The following is a 17,338-nucleotide window of genomic DNA, read 5'->3' on the forward strand; positions in this document are numbered from 1 at the left end:
GCCCGAAAGCCTCCCGCCTGTCGGTAGGGATCAGCAGGCCGGTTCGGCCTCGGCGGGCGCACTGGCGGCCGTCCGGCGCGTGCGAAGCCCCAGGGCTTCATCACTGGCGGCACGGATGCGGCGCAGCAGGGCGGCATCACCGGCCAGGGCGTCGGCCCGGGCGGGGACCAGCCGCTGCAGCCGTGCCCGCCACTCGGGCGAGGCGAACTTCTCGGGGAAGCAGCGCTCGACCAGTTCCAGCATGATCGAGGTCGCCGTCGAGGCACCCGGGGAGGCGCCGAGCAGCGCGGCCAGCGAGCCGTCGCCGGCGGTGACGATCTCGGTGCCGAACTGCAGGACGCCACCCTTCTGCGGATCCTTCTTGATGATCTGCACGCGCTGGCCCGCCACTTCCAGCCGCCAGTCGCCGGGCTCGGCCGACGGGTAGAAGGCGCGCAGCTCCTCGACCCGCTCCTCGTGGGACAGCCGTACCTGATCGACCAGGTACTTGACCAGGCTGGCGTTGTGGCGGGCCACCGACAGCATGGGGCTGAGGTTGGACTTGCTGACCGACTTGACCAGATCGAAGACCGAGCCGTTCTTGAGGAACTTGGTGGTGAAACCGGCGAAGGGGCCGAACAGCAGCGAGGGCTTGCCATTGACGTGGCGCCGGTCGAGGTGCGGGACCGACATCGGCGGGGCCCCGATGGCGGCCTTGCTGTAGACCTTGGCCTGGTGACGCGAGACGATCTCCGGGTCGTCGCAGCGCAGCCATTGCCCGCTCACCGGGAAACCGGCATAGCCACGTCCTTCGGGGATGCCGCTCTTCTGCAGCAGGCGCAGCGAGGCGCCGCCGGCACCGAGGAACACGAAACGCGAGCGCAGCTCGCGGCGGTCACCGTTGCCGAGATGAATCGTCAGGGTCCAGGTGCCGTCGGCATTGCGCTCGAGGTTCTTGATGGTCTGGCCGGTGCTGACGCGCACCCGGTCGTTGTCCACGGCATGCAGGCGTGCCAGCAGCTGGTCGGTCAGCGCACCGAAGTTGACATCGGTGCCGCCCTCGGCCCAGGTGGCCGCCACCGGTTCTGCCGGGTCGCGGTCGGCCATCAGCAGCGGCGCCCACTCGGCGATGGTGCGGGCGTCCTGCGTGTAGTGCATGCCCTCGAAGCAGTGGTGCTGGGTCAGCGTCTCGTGGCGGGTCCGCAAGAAGCGCACGTTGTCCTCGCCACGCACGAAGCTCATGTGCGGGACAGGGGTGAGGAAGCCGGCGGGGTCGCCGAGATTGCCCTGCGAGGCGAGGTGGCTCCAGAACTGCTTGGATTCCTCGAAGAGGGTGTTGATGCGAATGGCCTTGGCAATGTCGACATCGCCATCGGCGGTCTCGGGCGTGTAGTTGAGTTCGCAGAGGCCGGCGTGGCCGGTTCCGGCGTTGTTCCAGGCGAACGAACTCTCGCTGGCCGTGGAGTCGAGTCGCTCGATGATCTCGATGCGGGCGTCGGGCTCCAGCTCGTGAAGGAGTGTCGCCAGCGTCGCGCTCATGACACCGGCCCCTACCAGTACGCAATCAACCGTCTCGTCCATAGTGGATATCAGCCCTTTGGCGATTCAGATGACGGGATTATATCATATTGCAATGCAAAAACGACCGGCGCAGAAGGGATGTATTATGCTGGGAGGCCTTTCCATAAGGGAAAGGTTTGTTCGGGATGAGCGAAGAAGCCCGTCTTCCCAGGCACTTATATTTAGTCTGCGAACATTTTGCGCGTAGTCCTGCGCCGGGTTTCAGGAGCATTTTCAGTCATCGCAGGCTGATGATCCGCCAGCCCCGCTCCCGGGCGACCTCGGCGAGGGCGGCATCGGGGTCGACGGCGACGGGGTGATCGACGCGCTCCAGCAGGGGGATGTCGTTGTGCGAGTCGCTGTAGAACCAGGCGTCGTCCAGGGTGACGTCGCGGGTGGCCAGCCACTGCTCGAGCCGGGTGATCTTGCCTTCGCGGAAGCTGGGCACGCCGCTCACGCGGCCGGTATAGCGTCCCCCGGCGGTTTCCGGTTCGACGGCGATCAGCTCGTCGACGCCCAGGCGGCGGGCGATGGGGCCGGTGATGAAGCGGTTGGTGGCGGTGATGATCAGCAGGGTGTCGCCCCGTGCCCGATGGCGGGCCAGCAGTTCCTCGCCCCGGGGCAGGATGTGCGGTTCGATCTTGCTGGCCATGAACTGCTGGTGCCAGGCGGCCAGCTGCTCCGGACTGTGCTCGGCCAGCGGCTTGAGCGCCAGGGCCAGGTAGGCGTGGATGTCCAGGGTGCCTTCCTGATAGGCCGCCAGGAAGCGTTCGTTGGCCTCGCGGTAGCTGATCGGGTCCACGGCGCCCTGTTCCACCAGGAACTCGCCCCAGGCATGGTCGCTGTCGATGCCCAGCAGCGTATTGTCGAGATCGAAGATGGCCAGGCTCAATGCGCTCTCCTCAGGTCTGGTTGGTCGCTCATCGGGCGGGTGGCGAAAAGGCGGCGGCGATTATTGCAGAACTCCGACAGGCTTGCACATCGCGGCGCCGCCAAGCGTGTATTGATGCGCTTTCAGCGTTTGTGGAAGAATGGCAGCAATACTGGATTTCATAAGGTGAAGCCCGTGATCGACGCTGACGGCTTCCGCCCCAATGTTGGCATCATCATCGCCAACCCGGAGGGCCAGCTGCTGTGGGCGCGTCGGGTGGGGCAGAACGCATGGCAATTCCCTCAGGGGGGCATCAAGGCCTACGAGACACCGCAGCAGGCGCTCTATCGCGAGCTGGAAGAGGAAATCGGCCTCACGCCCGATGACGTCGAGGTGCTGGCCTGTACCCGAGGGTGGTTGCGCTATCGTCTACCCCGACGCATGGTCCGTACCCAATCGCGTCCGGTGTGCATCGGTCAGAAGCAGAAGTGGTTTCTGCTCAAGATCCGCTGTCAGGACAACCGCATCTGCATGGATACCACGGCCAAGCCGGAGTTCGATGGCTGGCGCTGGGTCAGCTACTGGTATCCGCTGGGGCAGGTCGTGCCCTTCAAGCGCGAGGTCTATCGGCGCGCGCTGCGCGAACTCGCGCCCCGGGTGCAGCGCCTGGCCCGGGGGGGCGGCTGACATGCGGCCGCTGTCACACCGACAACAAGAAGAATGCTCATGCTCGATGTACTACGTCGTATCGTCCAGGAGGTAAACGGCGCGCGCAGCCTGGATGCCGCGTTGGCCACCATGGTCCGGCGGATCCGCAAGGCCATGCATACCGACGTGTGCTCCATCTACCTCTTCGACGCCGCTCAGGACCGCCTGGTCCTGATGAATACCATCGGCCTGCGCAGTCAGGCCGTTGGGCATGTCAGCCTGCGCCTGGGAGAGGGCCTGGTGGGCCTGGTCGGCCAGCGCGAGGAACCGCTCAACCTCGAGGACGCCCCGTCCCATCCCGGTTTCCGCTATTTCGAGGAAACCGGCGAGGAGCGCTTTTCCAGCTTTCTGGGGGTGCCGGTCATCCACCAGCGCCGGACGCTGGGCGTGCTGGTGGTGCAGCAGCAGGAAAAGCGTCGTTACGACGAGGGCGACGAGGCCTTTCTGGTGACCATGGCGGCCCAGCTGGCCGGGGTGCTGGCGCATGCCCTGGCGACCGGCACGCTCAACCGGCCGACCCGCACTCCCGGCATGGCGACCTTCACCGGCGTGGCGGCCTCGCCCGGCATGGTGATCGGCGAGGCGCGGGTGATCGCGCCGCCGGCCGACCTGGACAGCGTGCCGGACCTGGTACCCACGGATACCGACTATGAGATCCGCCGTCTGGGCGAGGCGATCGAGCGGGTGCGCGGCGAAATTCGTGCGGCGGGCGCGCGCCTGTCGAGCCGTATTCCCAGCCAGGAGCTGGCGCTGTTCGATGTCTACGAGCAGATGCTGGCGGATGCCGCCCTCGGTCAGGAGGTGGAGAAGCGCATCCGCGAAGGGCAGTGGGCGCCGGGCGCACTGGCCGACGTGGTGCGCCGGCATGCTCAGTATCTCGAGCGGGTCGACGATGACTACCTGCGCGAGCGGGCGGCCGATGTCCGTGATCTGGGACGGCGGGTGCTGGCCCACCTGCAGCAGGAGACCAGCGACGGGCCCCACGAATACCCCGAACAGTGCATCCTGGTCGGCGACGAACTGAGCGTGACCATGCTCGGCGAGGTACCCCGCGAGCGCCTGGCCGGGCTGGTGTCGCTGAAGGGCTCGAGCACCTCGCACGTGGCGATTCTGGCGCGGGCCATGGGCATTCCCACGGTGCTGGGCATGGTCGACCTGCCGTTGCCCAGGCTCAACGGGGCGCCGGTGATTCTCGACGGGCATCGCGGACGGCTGTTCGTGCGCCCCGAAGAGGATCTGATCGGACATTACCGCAAGCTGATCGACGAGGAGCGGGCGCTGGCCGAGGTGCTCGAGCACGAGCAGCATCTGCCGAGCGTCACGCCGGATGGACACACCATGCCGCTGATGGTCAACACCGGACTGGCGGTCGACGCGGTGGCATCGCTCAAGCCGCGCATCGCCGGGGTCGGACTGTATCGCACCGAAGTGCCCTTCATGATCACCGAGCGCTTCCCCGGGGAGCAGGAGCAGTCGCGACTCTATCGCGACCAGCTCGAGGGCTTCGCGCCGCTGCCGGTAGTGATGCGCACGCTGGACATCGGTGGCGACAAGGATCTGCCGTACTTCCCCATCCACGAGGCCAATCCCTTCCTCGGCTGGCGGGGGATCCGGGTGACGCTCGACCACCCCGAGGTGCTGATGGTGCAGTTGCGCGCCATGCTGCGCGCCTCCGTCGGGCTGGACAACCTGCGCATCATGCTGCCGATGATCACCAACGTCGACGAGGTCGACATGGCCCTGCGGCTGCTTGATCGGGCGCTCAAGGAGCTCAACGAGGAGGGGGTGTCGATCCGGCGGCCCGAGGTCGGGGTGATGATCGAGGTGCCGGCGACCCTCTACCAGCTGGGCGCGCTGGCCGAACGGGTCGACTTCTTCTCGGTAGGCAGCAACGACCTGACCCAGTATCTGCTGGCGGTGGACCGCAACAACCCGCGAGTGGCCGACCTCTACGATGCCTGCCATCCCGCGGTGCTGTCGGCGCTGGCGCAGCTGGCGGCGGAATCCCGGCGCCTCGAGATGCCGGCCACCGTGTGCGGCGAACTGGCCGGTGACCCGTGCGGGGCGCTGCTGCTGACCGGCATGGGCTTCGTCGGGCTGTCGATGAACGCCCCCAGCCTGCCCCGGGTGCGGGCGGCCATCCGGCGGGTGCCGCTGTCCGATGCCCAGGCGCTGGTCGACGAGACCCTGGGCCTGCCGACCGCCAGGGCGGTGCGCGCCCACCTGATCGAGCGCTTCGCCCAGTGGCAGTTGACGCATCTGCTGCCGCCGCGCGACGAACAAGAACGCTGAGCCGACGTGCCGGGGCTACCGGGCGCGGTGCAGTCGCTCGGTGGGCAGGTGCTCGGTGTGGGTGTCTTCCTCGCGCCCCAGGGGGCCGAAACGACGCTCGACCAGCGTCAGCTCGCCCGTGGCGCGCCATTCCACCAGCGTCGTGGCGCGCGTGCCGTAATCGCGGCCGAGGATGAAGGGCGCCGACAGCCAGCGTTCCCGCTCCAGCCCCACGCCGGTGTCCGGCAGTTCGGCGTCCGGTGCCTGGCGGGTATCGGCCATCAATGCCCAGGCCCGGTGTTGAAACGTCTCCCACGGGGCGTCGTGCAGGGCGCTCACTCCGTGCCGCACGCGGCACAGCTTGGGCCAGGGGGTGTCGAGACTGGCGTTGGAGACGCCGTGCACGCCGGGCGCCACGCGCTGCAGGCGCGTTTCGTGACGGCCGTGGTGCACATGCCAGAGCGTCTCGCCGTCGCTGACCAGCAGGTTGAAGCCGGCGTAGGCCCCGGCCTCGTGATCGGCCAGGCGTGACAGCCAGGCCGGCAGGGACGGGCTTTCCAGTGCCTCCCGCACCAGATGTCCGCGGCTGGGGGCATTCGGCGGCGGGGAAAACCCCGGATCCCGGACATTGGTCAAGGCCGCCAGACGCCCGCCGACCCGAGCCGCCAGCCAGGTACCGCCGGCTTCCAGGTCACGGCCGCCGACGATGCCCGGGGCGTCCTCCCAGGGGGCCAGCGGCGCGCTGGGGCGATCGTGGCGTTCATCGCGGTTGGCTGCCAGACGCAAGGGCACGGCGTCGCGCGGACGCCAGTCGAGTACGATCAGGCACATGGCATCTCTCTTTGAAGGCTCGGGGTCATGACAGCCCGGTGATCGGCAACGTAAACTCGGACCATTGTCGACGGCAGGGAAGCGGATGCAAGACCTCGAAGCGGACCGCAGGCAACAGCGATGCGCCGGTCGTCGCCCCTGGTGGCCGGGGGCGGCGTGGGCCCTGTCGTGCCTGCTGGGGGCGCTGGGCGTGGCGCGTTTCCTGCCGGTCTCGACACTCTGGGTCGTCATCGTCGGCGGATGGGTCTGGCTGGTGGGCGGCCTGTTGCTGATGCTGGGCTTCTGCGGGCTGCCGCGTGAGCACTGCCGGGTCGTGATGGGACGGCGATTGCGACGCCTGGCCGACGTGCTCGAGAGGGCGGAGCGTCCCTCGGGCCTGGCGTCCGAAAAGCCGGGCGGGGCGCCGGCCGATGCGACTCGGCCGCGTGGCGGTGTTGCGCATCGCCGAATGCTGCAACAGTGCGTCCGGGAGCGGGATCGGGCCCGCGAAGAGGCGGAACTGCTGATGCGTTACCTGCGTCAGGTGCGTCGCGAGCTGGAAGCGCTGGAAGGGTGGTCGCCGGAGGTGGAAGCCGGGGCGGAGCGTCGCCTCGCGGACGTGCTGGCGTTGCTGCGGCAGTTCGATGGGCCGGACGGCCCGCGCGAACTGGCCCGCACGGATGGCGAGCCGCCGCGGGTGCTGATCGTCGACGACGGTCCCGTGAATGCGGCGCTGGCCCGGCGCGTGCTGGGCGCGGAAGGCTTGCAGGTCGATATCACCGCCGATGGCGAGGCGGCCCTGGCCCTGATGCAGCAGCACGATTACGCCCTGGTATTCATGGACATCTTCATGCCCACGCTCGACGGGGTGGAGACCAGCCGCCGCTGGCGCGCGCTGGAGCGCGAACGCCGGGCGGTGCCGAGCATCCTGATCGCGCTGACGGCCAATGCCAGCGAGGCGGATCGCCAACGCTTCTTCGCCGCCGGCATGGATGATTACCTCGCCAAGCCGTATCGTCCCCAGGCGCTGGTCGAGCGTGTGCATCGCTGGCTGCCCGGCCGATGGCCGCACGATCCCAGCGTTCCATGATCCCCTTTTCACCCTTGTTCAGGAATCATCATGCTTGAGTATCCGCAAATCGATCCCATCGCTGTGGCGCTGGGTCCGCTGAAGGTCCACTGGTACGGGCTGATGTATGTGGTGGGGTTCGTCGGCGCCTGGTGGCTGGGACGGCGGCGTGCCGCCCGGGTCGGCCTGACCGCCGATGATATCGGTGACTTGCTGTTCTATGGCGCGCTGGGGGTCGTGCTGGGCGGCCGCCTGGGCTATGTGCTGTTCTACGGCTTCGAGCGGCTGGCCAGCGACCCCCTGTGGATCTTCCAGGTCTGGGATGGCGGCATGAGCTTCCATGGCGGGCTGCTCGGGGTGCTGATCGCCGCGGCGCTGTTTGCCCGCAAGCATCGCCTGGCGTTCTTCCAGCTCACCGATTTCATCGCGCCGCTGGTACCGATCGGTCTGGGGGCCGGGCGCATCGGCAACTTCATCAACGCCGAGCTGCCGGGTCGGGTCAGCGATGTGCCCTGGGCGATGGTGTTTCCCGGCGGTACCCAGCCGCGCCACCCCTCGTCGCTCTACGAGTTCGCGCTGGAAGGCGTCGTGCTGTTCACCGTGCTCTGGCTGGTGTCGCACCAGCCGCGTCGGCGGGGTATGATATCCGGCCTTTTTCTGCTGCTCTATGCCCTGTTCCGCTTCGGCGTGGAATTCGTGCGCCAGCCGGACCCGCAGCTCGGGTTCATCGCCTTCGGCTGGCTGACCATGGGGCAGCTGCTGACCGTGCCGATGGCGCTGGCCGGCATCGCACTGATGCTGTGGTCGCGGCGTCAGCCGGTGGATGGGGCCGCAACCCCGCAGCCGGCCTGAGCGGCGTGTCACGCCGACATTCGATTTTTCTGGTGAGTATTCCCTCGACATGCAGCCCTATCTCGACCTGATGCGCCGCGTGCTGGACAGCGGCGTGAAAAAAGACGACCGCACCGGCACCGGCACCCTCAGCGTATTCGGCCATCAGATGCGCTTCGACCTGGCCGACGGCTTCCCGCTGGTGACCACCAAGAAGCTGCATCTGCGCTCGATCATCCACGAGCTGCTGTGGTTTCTGCGTGGCGACACCAATATCGCCTATCTCAAGGCACATGGAGTACGCATCTGGGACGAGTGGGCCGACGAGAACGGCGAGCTGGGGCCGGTTTACGGCTACCAGTGGCGCAGCTGGCCGCGGCCCGACGGCGGTCACGTCGACCAGATCGCCAATGTGGTCGAGCAGATTCGTCGCAATCCCGACTCGCGGCGACTGATCGTCTCGGCCTGGAATCCGGCGCAGGTCGACGAGATGCAGTTGCCGCCGTGCCACGCCCTGTTCCAGTTCTACGTCGCCGAGGGGCGGCTGTCCTGCCAGCTCTACCAGCGCAGCGCCGACATCTTCCTCGGCGTGCCGTTCAACATCGCCAGCTACGCGCTGCTCACGCAGATGATTGCGCAGGTCTGCGACCTGGCGCCCGGCGAGTTCATCCATACCCTGGGCGATGCCCACCTCTACCTCAACCATCTCGATCAGGCCCGCGAGCAGCTGACCCGAGCGCCGCGCCCGCTGCCGCGACTGGTGCTCGATCCGACGGTCGATGACCTGTTTGCCTTCCGTTTCGAGCACATCGCCATCGAGGGGTATGATCCGCATCCCCACATCAAGGCACCGGTGGCCGTATGAACGAATCGCAACCCCTCGACGCCCGGCACGAGACGCTGGTGCCGGTCGCCATGATCGCTGCCGTGTCACGCAACGGCGTGATCGGCGTGGACAATCAGCTGCCCTGGTACCTGCCGGAAGACCTCAAGTTCTTCAAGCGCATGACCCAGGGCAAGCCGCTGGTCATGGGGCGCAAGACCTTCGCCTCCATCGGCCGGGCGCTGCCGGGGCGGCTCAATATCGTCGTCACCCGCGACCCGGACTTCCGGGCCGAGGGCGTTCGCGTCTGCCACGACCTAGTCGAGGCGCTGTCGCTGGCCGACGACCAGGCGCTGATCGATGGCGTCGAGGAAATCATGGTCATGGGCGGCGGCGAGATCTACGCCCAGGCCATGCCGTGGGCCTCGCGGCTGTATGTCACCGAGGTCGACCGGGAGGTGACCGGCGATGCCCGCTTCCCCGACATCGACCCGACGCTGTGGGAAGAGGCGCAGCGACAGCCCGGCGAGCACAGCGGCGAGGCCGACCAGCCGGGGTACGCCTTCGTGGTCTACCGCCGCCGGCAGGCGGGCTCCGACGACGCCTGAGCCCGGTTGCCAAGGGCCGCGGGGTGACACAGACTGGGTGCAGGGTCGTTCACGGGGTGCCGTGACGGGATCGAGGGGTCGAGCCAGGGGAGAGCGTGCCTTGTTGTCGGAACGCACGGGAGCACTATTCGAGCGACTGGAACGTCAGGCCGGTGACGCGGTGGCGGAAGTGGCGCGTCTGCGCGCGCACCTGCGTCGGCTGGAAGCGGAAAACGCCCGGCTGCGCGAGGCTCTGAGTCGCGTGGAGGAGGGCATCGCCGCAGCCAGCGAGTCGGCTGCCGCATCGCGCCAGGCCGTTTCCGAAAGCCACGACCGGCACACGGCGACAGCCGTTCCCGCGGCAGGGCCATCCACCCATCTCGTGGACTCCGAGCCCCCCCCTTCGCCCCGTGCCCTGTTGAATCAATGGTACCAACGCTATCCGCAGGCCTTCTTCAAGGGGCACACCCGGCCCTTGAAGGTCGGCATCCATCAGGACCTGCTTGCCCGTGAGCCGTGGCCGGAGAAACTCGTTCGGCGCGCGCTGGCCTGCTATGTGCACCTGCCGCGCTATCTCAAGGCCGTGCGAGCCGGGGCCGAGCGGGTCGACCTCGACGGCCGGGCGGCCGGTGCCGTGGGTGACGAGGAGGCCCGGCACGCCCGCAGCAAGCTGGACGCCCTGCGCGCCGACAAGGCGGCCGAGCGCGAGGCGCGTCGTCGCGAGCGTCTCGATCGCAAGCTCGGCGATCTGCTGGCCAAGCACCATTCGTCGTGAGGGGCCACGGCCGGTGTGGCACCGGCAGTGGCCAGGCCTTCGTTCCTCCGTTAACCAGCCGTTGGCCACGGCCGCTTGCCCGCGGTTTCAGGGTGCTTGCAATGGTCGTGACCTCGACCCATCATGAACGCCGTTCGCGTTGGTCACGCTTTCGTCATACAGCGGCGTTAGGGTGCTTCGTGACGCGGTCTCGTGCCGTTGCGAGGCCAGCCGTATCGTAGGAGAGACGGCCGAGGAGACGCCTCGGGCGACAGGATTAAAAACAGTGTTTTTTCTTGTTGCGTTCGTGCAGAACCCGGTATAAGGTTCCTCCTGCGAGCATTGGATAATAACAAGGCTTGGCCGAGGCGGATCGCTCATGCATCCACTGGGCGCAGTCCGGCAAGCCGCTTTTAGATAACGATCGAAAAAGTAAGCTAGTTAAGGAACTATCGCGATGAAAAAGACGCTCCTAGCGACTGCTATTGCTGGTGCCCTGGGCGCCTCCGCTGCACAAGCCGCCACCGTTTACAACCAGGACGGCACTCAGGTCGACCTGTACGGCAACATTCAGATCGGTTACCGCTCTGTTGAAACTGCAACTGATGCTAACAACGACGGAACAGTTCAGCCTGGCGAAGGTGTAAGCTCTCAGGACGATATCTTCGATAACGGTACTACCCTGGGTGTCGCCGCCCAGCATCAGGTCAACCCGGGCCTGGTCGCCTACCTGAAGCTCGAGCTGGACGGTTTCCAGGCCGACGAGCTCAAGAAGCGCAACTACGACTCCGGTGACACCGCCTACGCCGGCCTGAAGGGCAACTTCGGTGACGTCAAGATCGGCTCCTACGATGTGCTGATCGACGACTGGGTCAAGGATCCGGTCGACGGCTCCTGGTATGTCGGTGTCTGGAACTCCAGCCACTACATCGGTGACGGCAAGACCAGCGCTTCGGCACAAAACGACACGTTCAATGACGACCGGGAAGGCGACCAGATTCGCTATCTGTCTCCGTCCTTCGCTGGTCTGCAGTTCTCCCTGGGTACCCAGTACAAGGGTGACGCCGAGGCCGAACGCAATGGCGACGGCAGCGCCGCATCCTTTGTCGGTGGCCTGAAGTACACCGTGGGCGCCCTGCAGCTGGCAGCCGTCTACGATGATCTGAACACCTACGACTACCGCAGCTACGATGCCGGCGATGCCTACGGTCTCTCCGCCATGTACTCCATGAACGCGCTGACCCTGGGCGCCAAGTGGGAGCGTTACGACGGCAGCAACGACACCGCGACCGACAAGTCCGACATGTATGCCGTCAAGGCCAACTATGCCTACGGCATGGGTAATGTCTACGCGACCTACCAGTACGTCGACGAGCAGAACAATGTGTCGTCGAACAATCCCAATGGTAGCGACGAGACCTACAACCAGGTCATGCTGGGCGCCGACTACAGCCTGACGCCGGCGGTCACCTACTTCGTCGAGTCCACCATGTACGACCAGTCTAAGGACGAAGATGACTTCGTCGCTACCGGTCTGGCCTACACCTTCTAAAAGCCCCCTGCGCTTTTGGATGGACAGCGAAGCCGGCCCCTCGGGGCCGGCTTTCTTGTGGGTGGATGCTTGATGCCCGGGCCGGGGCGGTGCAGACTCGTGATCACCGTCTTTAAAGACAACCCCCTCTTTTTCTTGTGAAACAGGACAAGCAGCTATGACTCATCGGCTTCTGGCGCCCCTCGTGATCGGCCTGGGGCTCTGTGTCGTCGTGCCGGCCGTTCAGGCCGACATGCCGCCCAATTACGATAAATCGTCATCTCTGGACCTGAGCCAGTACCTTCAGCAGCGTAGTGATGCGCAGAGCCAAAGCTTCAATTTCGGCGGCTGGAACGAGCACAAGTTCACCGTGAAGAAGGCCGGGCGCTACCTGATCGAGAGCGCGTCGCGGGCGGGCATGTCCGATGAATATCGGATCAAGGCCCGGCTGCTCGATGCCCAGGGCAATGTCGTCGCCCGCAGCGAGGCACTGGGCACGAACGGTGGCCTGCACATGACCCGTGAGCTCGAGCCCGGCGATTACGTGGTCAAGGTCTATGCCCGGGAATTCGGCAACACCAAGCTGAAGGGCAATCGCTACACCATTTCGGTATCCGGGCTAGACGCGCAGGGTCAGCGCCTGAGTGGGCCCCAGAGCGGCATCGACAGCGGCAGCGGTGTCCTCTTTGACAAGGATGCCGAGGCGAAGGGGCCGACGACGGCCTTCGTACGCTCGCCGGAAGCCTCGGCAGCCCTGGCGGCACCGGCGGCTGCGGGTTCGTCGTCCAAGGCGTCGGCTGCCACCCGGCAGGCCGGGACGAAGACGGCCACGGCGAACGACACTCAGCCGAAGCCTGCGAGCCGGGCGGCGTCGGAAGGCGAGTCGCGTCGCTTCAAGGAGGTCGTCACGGATGTCGACATGAACTTCAAGGGCCAGGCGCTGAGTTTCGACGTCGTCCAGCGCGGCACGGTCGCCGTCAATACCTCGACCATGGTCGGTGCTGGGGGGACCTTTCAGATCGAGGCGCGGGTTCTCGACGATCAAGGCAATGTCGTGGCCAGCGACGAAGGCTCGCGTTTCGCCGGCAATATTCACATCAAGCAGGTACTGCCGCCGGGACATTACACGGTCTGGGTCAAGGGGCATAACTACGGCAATGCCAAGGACTCGGCCAACAACTTTGCCCTGCGCGTCAAGCAGCTGGATACCCGCTGACCGCTCGGGTATCGCCCTCCTGCGACCGGCACCGGCCCGTCAATGACGGGCCGGCGTGTTTGAGGGCTGCATTTTGTTCCCGTCAACACCTGGCAGGCTCAAGGTTGCCTTTCTCCGGCCGATACTGGATACACACCGCCCCCCAGGACACCGACGGTTTTTAAACGCCCTTGTGGATGAGGCCGCCTGGTCCTGACGGCCCGTAGGGGCGGGCAGAGTGAATCCCCACGATGATTTGCGTATCGCGGAGCGCGAGATCATGACACGAACCGGAAGACGAACAGGTCGGCGCTCGCTGCGCCGCCGGCTGCTGATCGGCCTGGGCATGGGCTGGGCGGTGATCGTCTGCGTGTTGATGGTGGCGCTCTGGTACTCGGGCCAGGATCGGATTCGCGACGTCAATGACACCCATCTGGAGTACGAAGCCCGTCTGATCGCCCAGCAGATCGATCAGGAGGTCGAGCTGCGGCTGGCATCCCTGCAGCAGCTGTCGGCGACACTGGCCCCGCGCGCGGTGCCGGATGCGGCGTCGCTGCAGGCGCGCCTGCGTAACGAGAGCGGCCTGTTGACACTGTTCGACGGGTTGATCGTGACCGATGCCGAAGGCCGGGTGCAGGCGGCCTGGCCGCGTTCGTCGGGGCGACGCGGTACGGATGTCAGCGATCGGCTGTCGTTTCGCTTCCAGCAGCAGGTGGGGCGCCCCCACGTCAGTGAGCCGTTCACCGAACAGCCAGGCGGCACGCCCTGGATTCTGTTCAGCGTGCCGCTGGCGGATGCCTGGGGGCATTTCGCCGGCATGGTGGGCGGGCTGATCAGTGTCGAGAATGGCAGCCTGTTCGCCAAGTTGCGGCGTATCCGCCTGGGGCGGCAGGGCTTCGCGGTAGTGATGACCGCCTCGGGCAAGGTGCTGACCCACCCGCGGCAGGATCACCTGCTGGCCCCGGCGGCCTCGGTGGTGCCGTCGGCCTGGCGCGAGCTGGTGCTGGATGGCTGGCAGGGCACGCTCACCGGTGCGCTGCCCAGCGGTAAAACGGCGCTGCAGAGCTACCGTCAGATCTGGACGCCCGGCTGGATCGTGGGGGTGTTCCTGCCGGCCGATCAGGCCTTTGCGCCGCTGCGCACCTTCCTCAACCAGCTGTGGCTGGCGGGAGGATTGACCATCCTGCTGATGCTGCCGATGCTGGCGTGGCTGATTCATCTGCTGCTCAGGCCGCTTCGCCGCCTGACCCGCCAGATCGAGGCGGTGCGTCACGGGCACCGCGATTACCTGGACGTGCCTGACGCCAGCCACGAGATCGTCCAGCTGATCGAGGCGTTCAACCGCATGGTGGACACCAGCCTCGAGGCACGCCAACGGTTGCTCAATCGGCAGGCCTTTCTGGATGCCGTGCTGGATTCCTCGCCGGTGGGCATGTTCGTCTACGACATGCAGGGGGAGCTGCTGTACGTTAGTCCGGCACTCACGGAAATGACGGGGCATTCGCTGGTGGACTATCAGGCGGACTCGATGCATTCGCACATTCACCCCGACGACCGTCAGCGCGTGCTCGATTACTGGCTGGCGAGTCGCCTCAGCGAGCATGATTTCCAGTGCCAGTATCGGTATGTCACGGCCCGGGGCGAGAGCATCTGGATGGACGTGCACGCCAGTCTGGTCCGGCTCGAGACGGGCAAGGCCCTGGGCTTCGTCGGCACCATGAAGGACATCACCGAGCATCGGGAAAACGAGGCCCTGCAGCGCTGGGAGGCCGAGCACGATCCCTTGACTGGCCTGCTCAATCGGCGCGGCTTCGAGCGGCGTATGGAAGAGGCCCTGGCCGATTGGCTCAAGGGCGCGGTTCCGGCGGCACTGATCGCCTTCGACCTGGACCACTTCAAGCCGATCAACGACGAGGGCGGTCATGCCCTCGGGGACCGGATGCTGTCGCTGATCGCCCGGACGCTCGCGGCGCGGATTCGCCGCAGTGACTTCGCGGCCCGTTACGGCGGTGACGAGTTCGCGATCCTGCTGCCCGGCTGCGGGGTCGAGCAGGCACGCCGGACCGCGGAAGCCCTGCGCAAGGCGGTAGGGGCGCTGAGCGTCACTCACGAGGGACGCAGCTACCGGGTTTCACTGAGCCTCGGGGTGACGGCCCTGGCCCCCGGTGACGAGACGATCGGCCAGGTCATGCAGCGCGCCGACGATGCCAGCTACCGGGCCAAGGCGGCGGGGCGCGATCGGGTCGAGGTCGAGGCGGCGCCCGCCGGCTGACCGAGGGTTTCCTGATCGGCGTCAAGGCCGTTTCGCCGCCGGGGCGCTACACGGAAATGAGGACCGCCACCCGGAGCAACGAGCCATGAGCGATCGCCGTGCCACGCTGGAAGCCCTGCGGGCGACCTTGCAGACGCGCCTGCATGCCTATCGGGAGCACAAGACGCGCGCGCTCGACAGGGATGCCGACGAGCAGTCGCTTGAGATCGAGAACGACGAAGTGGTGGAGCGTCTGGACGAGGAAGCCTTCGCGGAACTGGAGCAGGTCGACCGGGCGCTCGCGCGCATTGCCGACGGCGAGGGCGATCGCTGCGAAGCCTGTGGCGAGCCGATCGACGCGCGGCGTCTTCAGGCACTGCCCATGGCGACCCTGTGTATCGATTGCGCGGACCTGGAGCGTTGACCCCTTTTCAAAAGGTAACAGGGCGGGCTCGGTCCTGCCTTGCAGTCTCGTCGCTGCGTCCTTCCTGGTCCTCGATCCTGTACAGCGATCAATCTGTCACAACCTCGCGTTGGCCCCGAAGCACGCCGGGACGCTGGAGCGAGATCGTGCTCGATTTATCCTTGTAGCCTCAGTTCGCCAGGCTTCGATTTAACGTATTGTTTTCAATGGATATTATTGTGGAAGAGGCCGGTTGATGTTTGTTGGCTAATTTTTCTTAATTATATTATGGAATGTTTTTGATAAAAATTCGTACAAGATAACATGGGTTAATTACCGGGACGCTCGCGCATGCGACATTGTGCGCGTCGACTCAGGGAGGGGTCGACACACGGTGCGCCATGACAGGTGACGGTCGCGTAGCCCGCGCACTCGGCATCTGGAACGTGCTGTCCAGGCCGGCTGCAACGCAGTTGGCGCCTCGGCTGTCATGTGTATCGAGTCGCAGTCTGGGTACGTTCCAGATGGCGAACGCCTCGACAGGGAGGTTTCGGGCAGGGACGCCCGATGACCAGGGATGGTCCGCTTGCGGGTCCAGGGCACGCGTCAACAGGAAGTTGTGACTGCCAGGGAAGGGCCCGCTTCGACGCTTTGTCGGTTCGCGAGCCGGCGCCGCCTTCGGGGGGGGGGCGCCGGCTCGTTTCGTTGCGTGCTCGGCCGGTGCTACAGGTTCGGCGAAGCGGGCATTTCGCGACCGATGAAGGCCGGGTTGAGCGTGTCACTGAAGCGTTCGGGGCGGAAGTTGGCGATGCGGGCCAGTTCCTCGAAGTCGAGGATGTCGAGGCTCTGCCGCTGGCGAAGTACCAGGCGTCGTTCGGCAAGCTCCGACAGCGTGCGACTGACATGTACCTCGCTCATGCCCAGCAGCTGACTGAGGCGCCGTTGCGTCAGGGGCAGGGTGAAGCGGTTGCTGACCTCCATGCCGGCGCCTGCCAGCCGATGGTGGATCTCCAGGGCGAAATGCGCGATGCGCGAGCAGGCATCATTGCCCAGTACGTTGACGAGGCGCTGGGTAATGTTGCGCTGCTGTCGCGCGGTCGCGGCCTGCAGGGCCATGGCCACGCGCGGGGCTGCCTGGAAGAGACGATGGATGCCGGCAATCGGTATTGCGCGCACCATGCCGTCAGTCAGCATTTCCGCCGTGGTGTAATGGTTGGTGAAGGTGAAATCGAGCAGGCCCAGAACATCGCCGGGCAAGTGTAGATCGAGCACCTGCTCGGCATCGTCTTCGGAGCGATGCAGCGTGCACGCCCATCCCCGGTGCAGGGAGTACAGGTGGCGGGGCACTTCGTCCGGGTGCCAGAGCGTGTCGCCCCGGGCGACGGCGAACGGCTCGCTTTCCAGAGCCGACATGAGGTGGTGTTCGCGCTCCGTGAACGCAATATGTCGATCGAGATTCTGCATGACGTTTCGTACTGGTGAGGACACCGGCTCCATTCCCGGAACCCGGTCTTCAGCGCGAATGGGGGCCTTCCCTGGGGCAAAGACGCCTAATTTATTATCTTGTACCAGTATTGTTCAATAGCAACCGCGTGCAACTATTTTTGTAAAATTATTGTGCATGAAAGCCTTGTTGGTAAGCGGTCACTATAAGGCTCGCGACCTGCCACGGCAATGTGCACCCGCCACCGGACC

15 protein-coding genes are annotated in these 17,338 nt (G+C 65.9%); 11 read left to right on the plus strand and 4 right to left on the minus strand.

Annotated elements, in window-relative coordinates:
- Nucleotides 1-30: 30 nt before the first annotated feature.
- Together mqo and ACTCB7_RS13045 are read right to left on the minus strand one after the other, a co-directional pair.
- Nucleotides 31-1,560 (minus strand): malate dehydrogenase (quinone), encoded by a 1,530-nt coding sequence (gene mqo / locus ACTCB7_RS13040; RefSeq protein ID WP_224415349.1) that lies wholly within the window; start codon nt 1,558-1,560, stop codon nt 31-33.
- A gap of 217 nt (nt 1,561-1,777) precedes the next feature.
- On the minus strand, nt 1,778-2,431 hold the full coding sequence (locus ACTCB7_RS13045) for a histidinol-phosphatase (protein WP_224415348.1): 654 nt from the start codon (nt 2,429-2,431) through the stop codon (nt 1,778-1,780).
- Between the two features lie 174 nt (nt 2,432-2,605).
- Between ACTCB7_RS13045 and ACTCB7_RS13050 the strand changes: the two genes are divergently transcribed.
- Both ACTCB7_RS13050 and ptsP read left to right on the plus strand, forming a co-directional pair.
- Complete coding sequence (locus ACTCB7_RS13050; RefSeq protein ID WP_205596179.1) at nt 2,606-3,097, plus strand: RNA pyrophosphohydrolase; 492 nt, start codon at nt 2,606-2,608, stop codon at nt 3,095-3,097.
- A gap of 39 nt (nt 3,098-3,136) precedes the next feature.
- Nucleotides 3,137-5,410: a phosphoenolpyruvate--protein phosphotransferase gene (gene ptsP / locus ACTCB7_RS13055; protein ID WP_224415347.1), complete on the plus strand. Its 2,274-nt coding sequence runs from the start codon at nt 3,137-3,139 to the stop codon at nt 5,408-5,410.
- Nucleotides 5,411-5,425: 15 nt separating this feature from the next.
- On the opposite strand, the gene ACTCB7_RS13060 is transcribed toward ptsP, so the two are convergent.
- Nucleotides 5,426-6,220 (minus strand): NRDE family protein, encoded by a 795-nt coding sequence (locus ACTCB7_RS13060; protein ID WP_463007004.1) that lies wholly within the window; start codon nt 6,218-6,220, stop codon nt 5,426-5,428.
- Nucleotides 6,221-6,305: 85 nt separating this feature from the next.
- Between ACTCB7_RS13060 and ACTCB7_RS13065 the strand changes: the two genes are divergently transcribed.
- The 9 genes from ACTCB7_RS13065 to ACTCB7_RS13105 all read left to right on the plus strand — a co-directional run bounded on the left by ACTCB7_RS13065 (nt 6,306) and on the right by ACTCB7_RS13105 (nt 15,664).
- Complete coding sequence (locus ACTCB7_RS13065; protein ID WP_463007005.1) at nt 6,306-7,289, plus strand: response regulator; 984 nt, start codon at nt 6,306-6,308, stop codon at nt 7,287-7,289.
- 30 nt (nt 7,290-7,319) lie between these two features.
- Nucleotides 7,320-8,120: a prolipoprotein diacylglyceryl transferase gene (gene lgt, locus ACTCB7_RS13070; RefSeq protein ID WP_224415345.1), complete on the plus strand. Its 801-nt coding sequence runs from the start codon at nt 7,320-7,322 to the stop codon at nt 8,118-8,120.
- A 49-nt stretch (nt 8,121-8,169) separates the two neighbouring features.
- Nucleotides 8,170-8,964 (plus strand): thymidylate synthase, encoded by a 795-nt coding sequence (locus ACTCB7_RS13075; RefSeq protein WP_224415344.1) that lies wholly within the window; start codon nt 8,170-8,172, stop codon nt 8,962-8,964.
- Nucleotides 8,961-9,530 carry a dihydrofolate reductase gene (locus ACTCB7_RS13080; protein ID WP_224415343.1) on the plus strand — a complete coding sequence of 190 codons (570 nt, stop codon included), beginning with the start codon at nt 8,961-8,963 and terminating at the stop codon, nt 9,528-9,530. Before ACTCB7_RS13075 ends, ACTCB7_RS13080 begins: the two co-directional genes overlap by 4 nt.
- Before the next feature lie 100 nt (nt 9,531-9,630).
- Nucleotides 9,631-10,284 carry a ProQ/FINO family protein gene (locus ACTCB7_RS13085; RefSeq protein WP_224415342.1) on the plus strand — a complete coding sequence of 218 codons (654 nt, stop codon included), beginning with the start codon at nt 9,631-9,633 and terminating at the stop codon, nt 10,282-10,284.
- A gap of 436 nt (nt 10,285-10,720) precedes the next feature.
- A complete protein-coding gene (locus ACTCB7_RS13090) occupies nt 10,721-11,815 on the plus strand; it encodes a porin (protein WP_224415341.1) in 1,095 nt (364 codons plus the stop codon).
- A 184-nt stretch (nt 11,816-11,999) separates the two neighbouring features.
- Nucleotides 12,000-13,010, plus strand: a complete 1,011-nt coding sequence (locus ACTCB7_RS13095) for a hypothetical protein (RefSeq protein WP_463007006.1) — start codon at nt 12,000-12,002, stop codon at nt 13,008-13,010.
- A gap of 259 nt (nt 13,011-13,269) precedes the next feature.
- Nucleotides 13,270-15,261 carry a diguanylate cyclase gene (locus ACTCB7_RS13100; protein ID WP_463007007.1) on the plus strand — a complete coding sequence of 664 codons (1,992 nt, stop codon included), beginning with the start codon at nt 13,270-13,272 and terminating at the stop codon, nt 15,259-15,261.
- An 85-nt stretch (nt 15,262-15,346) separates the two neighbouring features.
- Nucleotides 15,347-15,664: a TraR/DksA family transcriptional regulator gene (locus tag ACTCB7_RS13105; protein ID WP_463007008.1), complete on the plus strand. Its 318-nt coding sequence runs from the start codon at nt 15,347-15,349 to the stop codon at nt 15,662-15,664.
- Nucleotides 15,665-16,366: 702 nt separating this feature from the next.
- Here the strand turns inward: ACTCB7_RS13105 and ACTCB7_RS13110 are convergent.
- Complete coding sequence (locus tag ACTCB7_RS13110) at nt 16,367-17,056, minus strand: Crp/Fnr family transcriptional regulator (RefSeq protein ID WP_463007009.1); 690 nt, start codon at nt 17,054-17,056, stop codon at nt 16,367-16,369.
- Nucleotides 17,057-17,338 lie beyond the last annotated feature (282 nt).

The organism is Modicisalibacter sp., assembly GCF_055145905.1.

Coding starts and splice junctions, on each gene's coding strand:
- mqo (WP_224415349.1), bottom strand. CDS start 1,560: ATGGACGAGACGGTTGATTGCGTACTGGTAGGGGCCGGTGTCATGAGC.
- ptsP (WP_224415347.1), top strand. CDS start 3,137: ATGCTCGATGTACTACGTCGTATCGTCCAGGAGGTAAACGGCGCGCGC.
- ACTCB7_RS13060 (WP_463007004.1), bottom strand. CDS start 6,220: ATGTGCCTGATCGTACTCGACTGGCGTCCGCGCGACGCCGTGCCCTTG.
- ACTCB7_RS13065 (WP_463007005.1), top strand. CDS start 6,306: ATGCAAGACCTCGAAGCGGACCGCAGGCAACAGCGATGCGCCGGTCGT.
- lgt (WP_224415345.1), top strand. CDS start 7,320: ATGCTTGAGTATCCGCAAATCGATCCCATCGCTGTGGCGCTGGGTCCG.
- ACTCB7_RS13075 (WP_224415344.1), top strand. CDS start 8,170: ATGCAGCCCTATCTCGACCTGATGCGCCGCGTGCTGGACAGCGGCGTG.
- ACTCB7_RS13080 (WP_224415343.1), top strand. CDS start 8,961: ATGAACGAATCGCAACCCCTCGACGCCCGGCACGAGACGCTGGTGCCG.
- ACTCB7_RS13090 (WP_224415341.1), top strand. CDS start 10,721: ATGAAAAAGACGCTCCTAGCGACTGCTATTGCTGGTGCCCTGGGCGCC.
- ACTCB7_RS13100 (WP_463007007.1), top strand. CDS start 13,270: ATGACACGAACCGGAAGACGAACAGGTCGGCGCTCGCTGCGCCGCCGG.
- ACTCB7_RS13105 (WP_463007008.1), top strand. CDS start 15,347: ATGAGCGATCGCCGTGCCACGCTGGAAGCCCTGCGGGCGACCTTGCAG.
- ACTCB7_RS13110 (WP_463007009.1), bottom strand. CDS start 17,056: ATGTCGGCTCTGGAAAGCGAGCCGTTCGCCGTCGCCCGGGGCGACACG.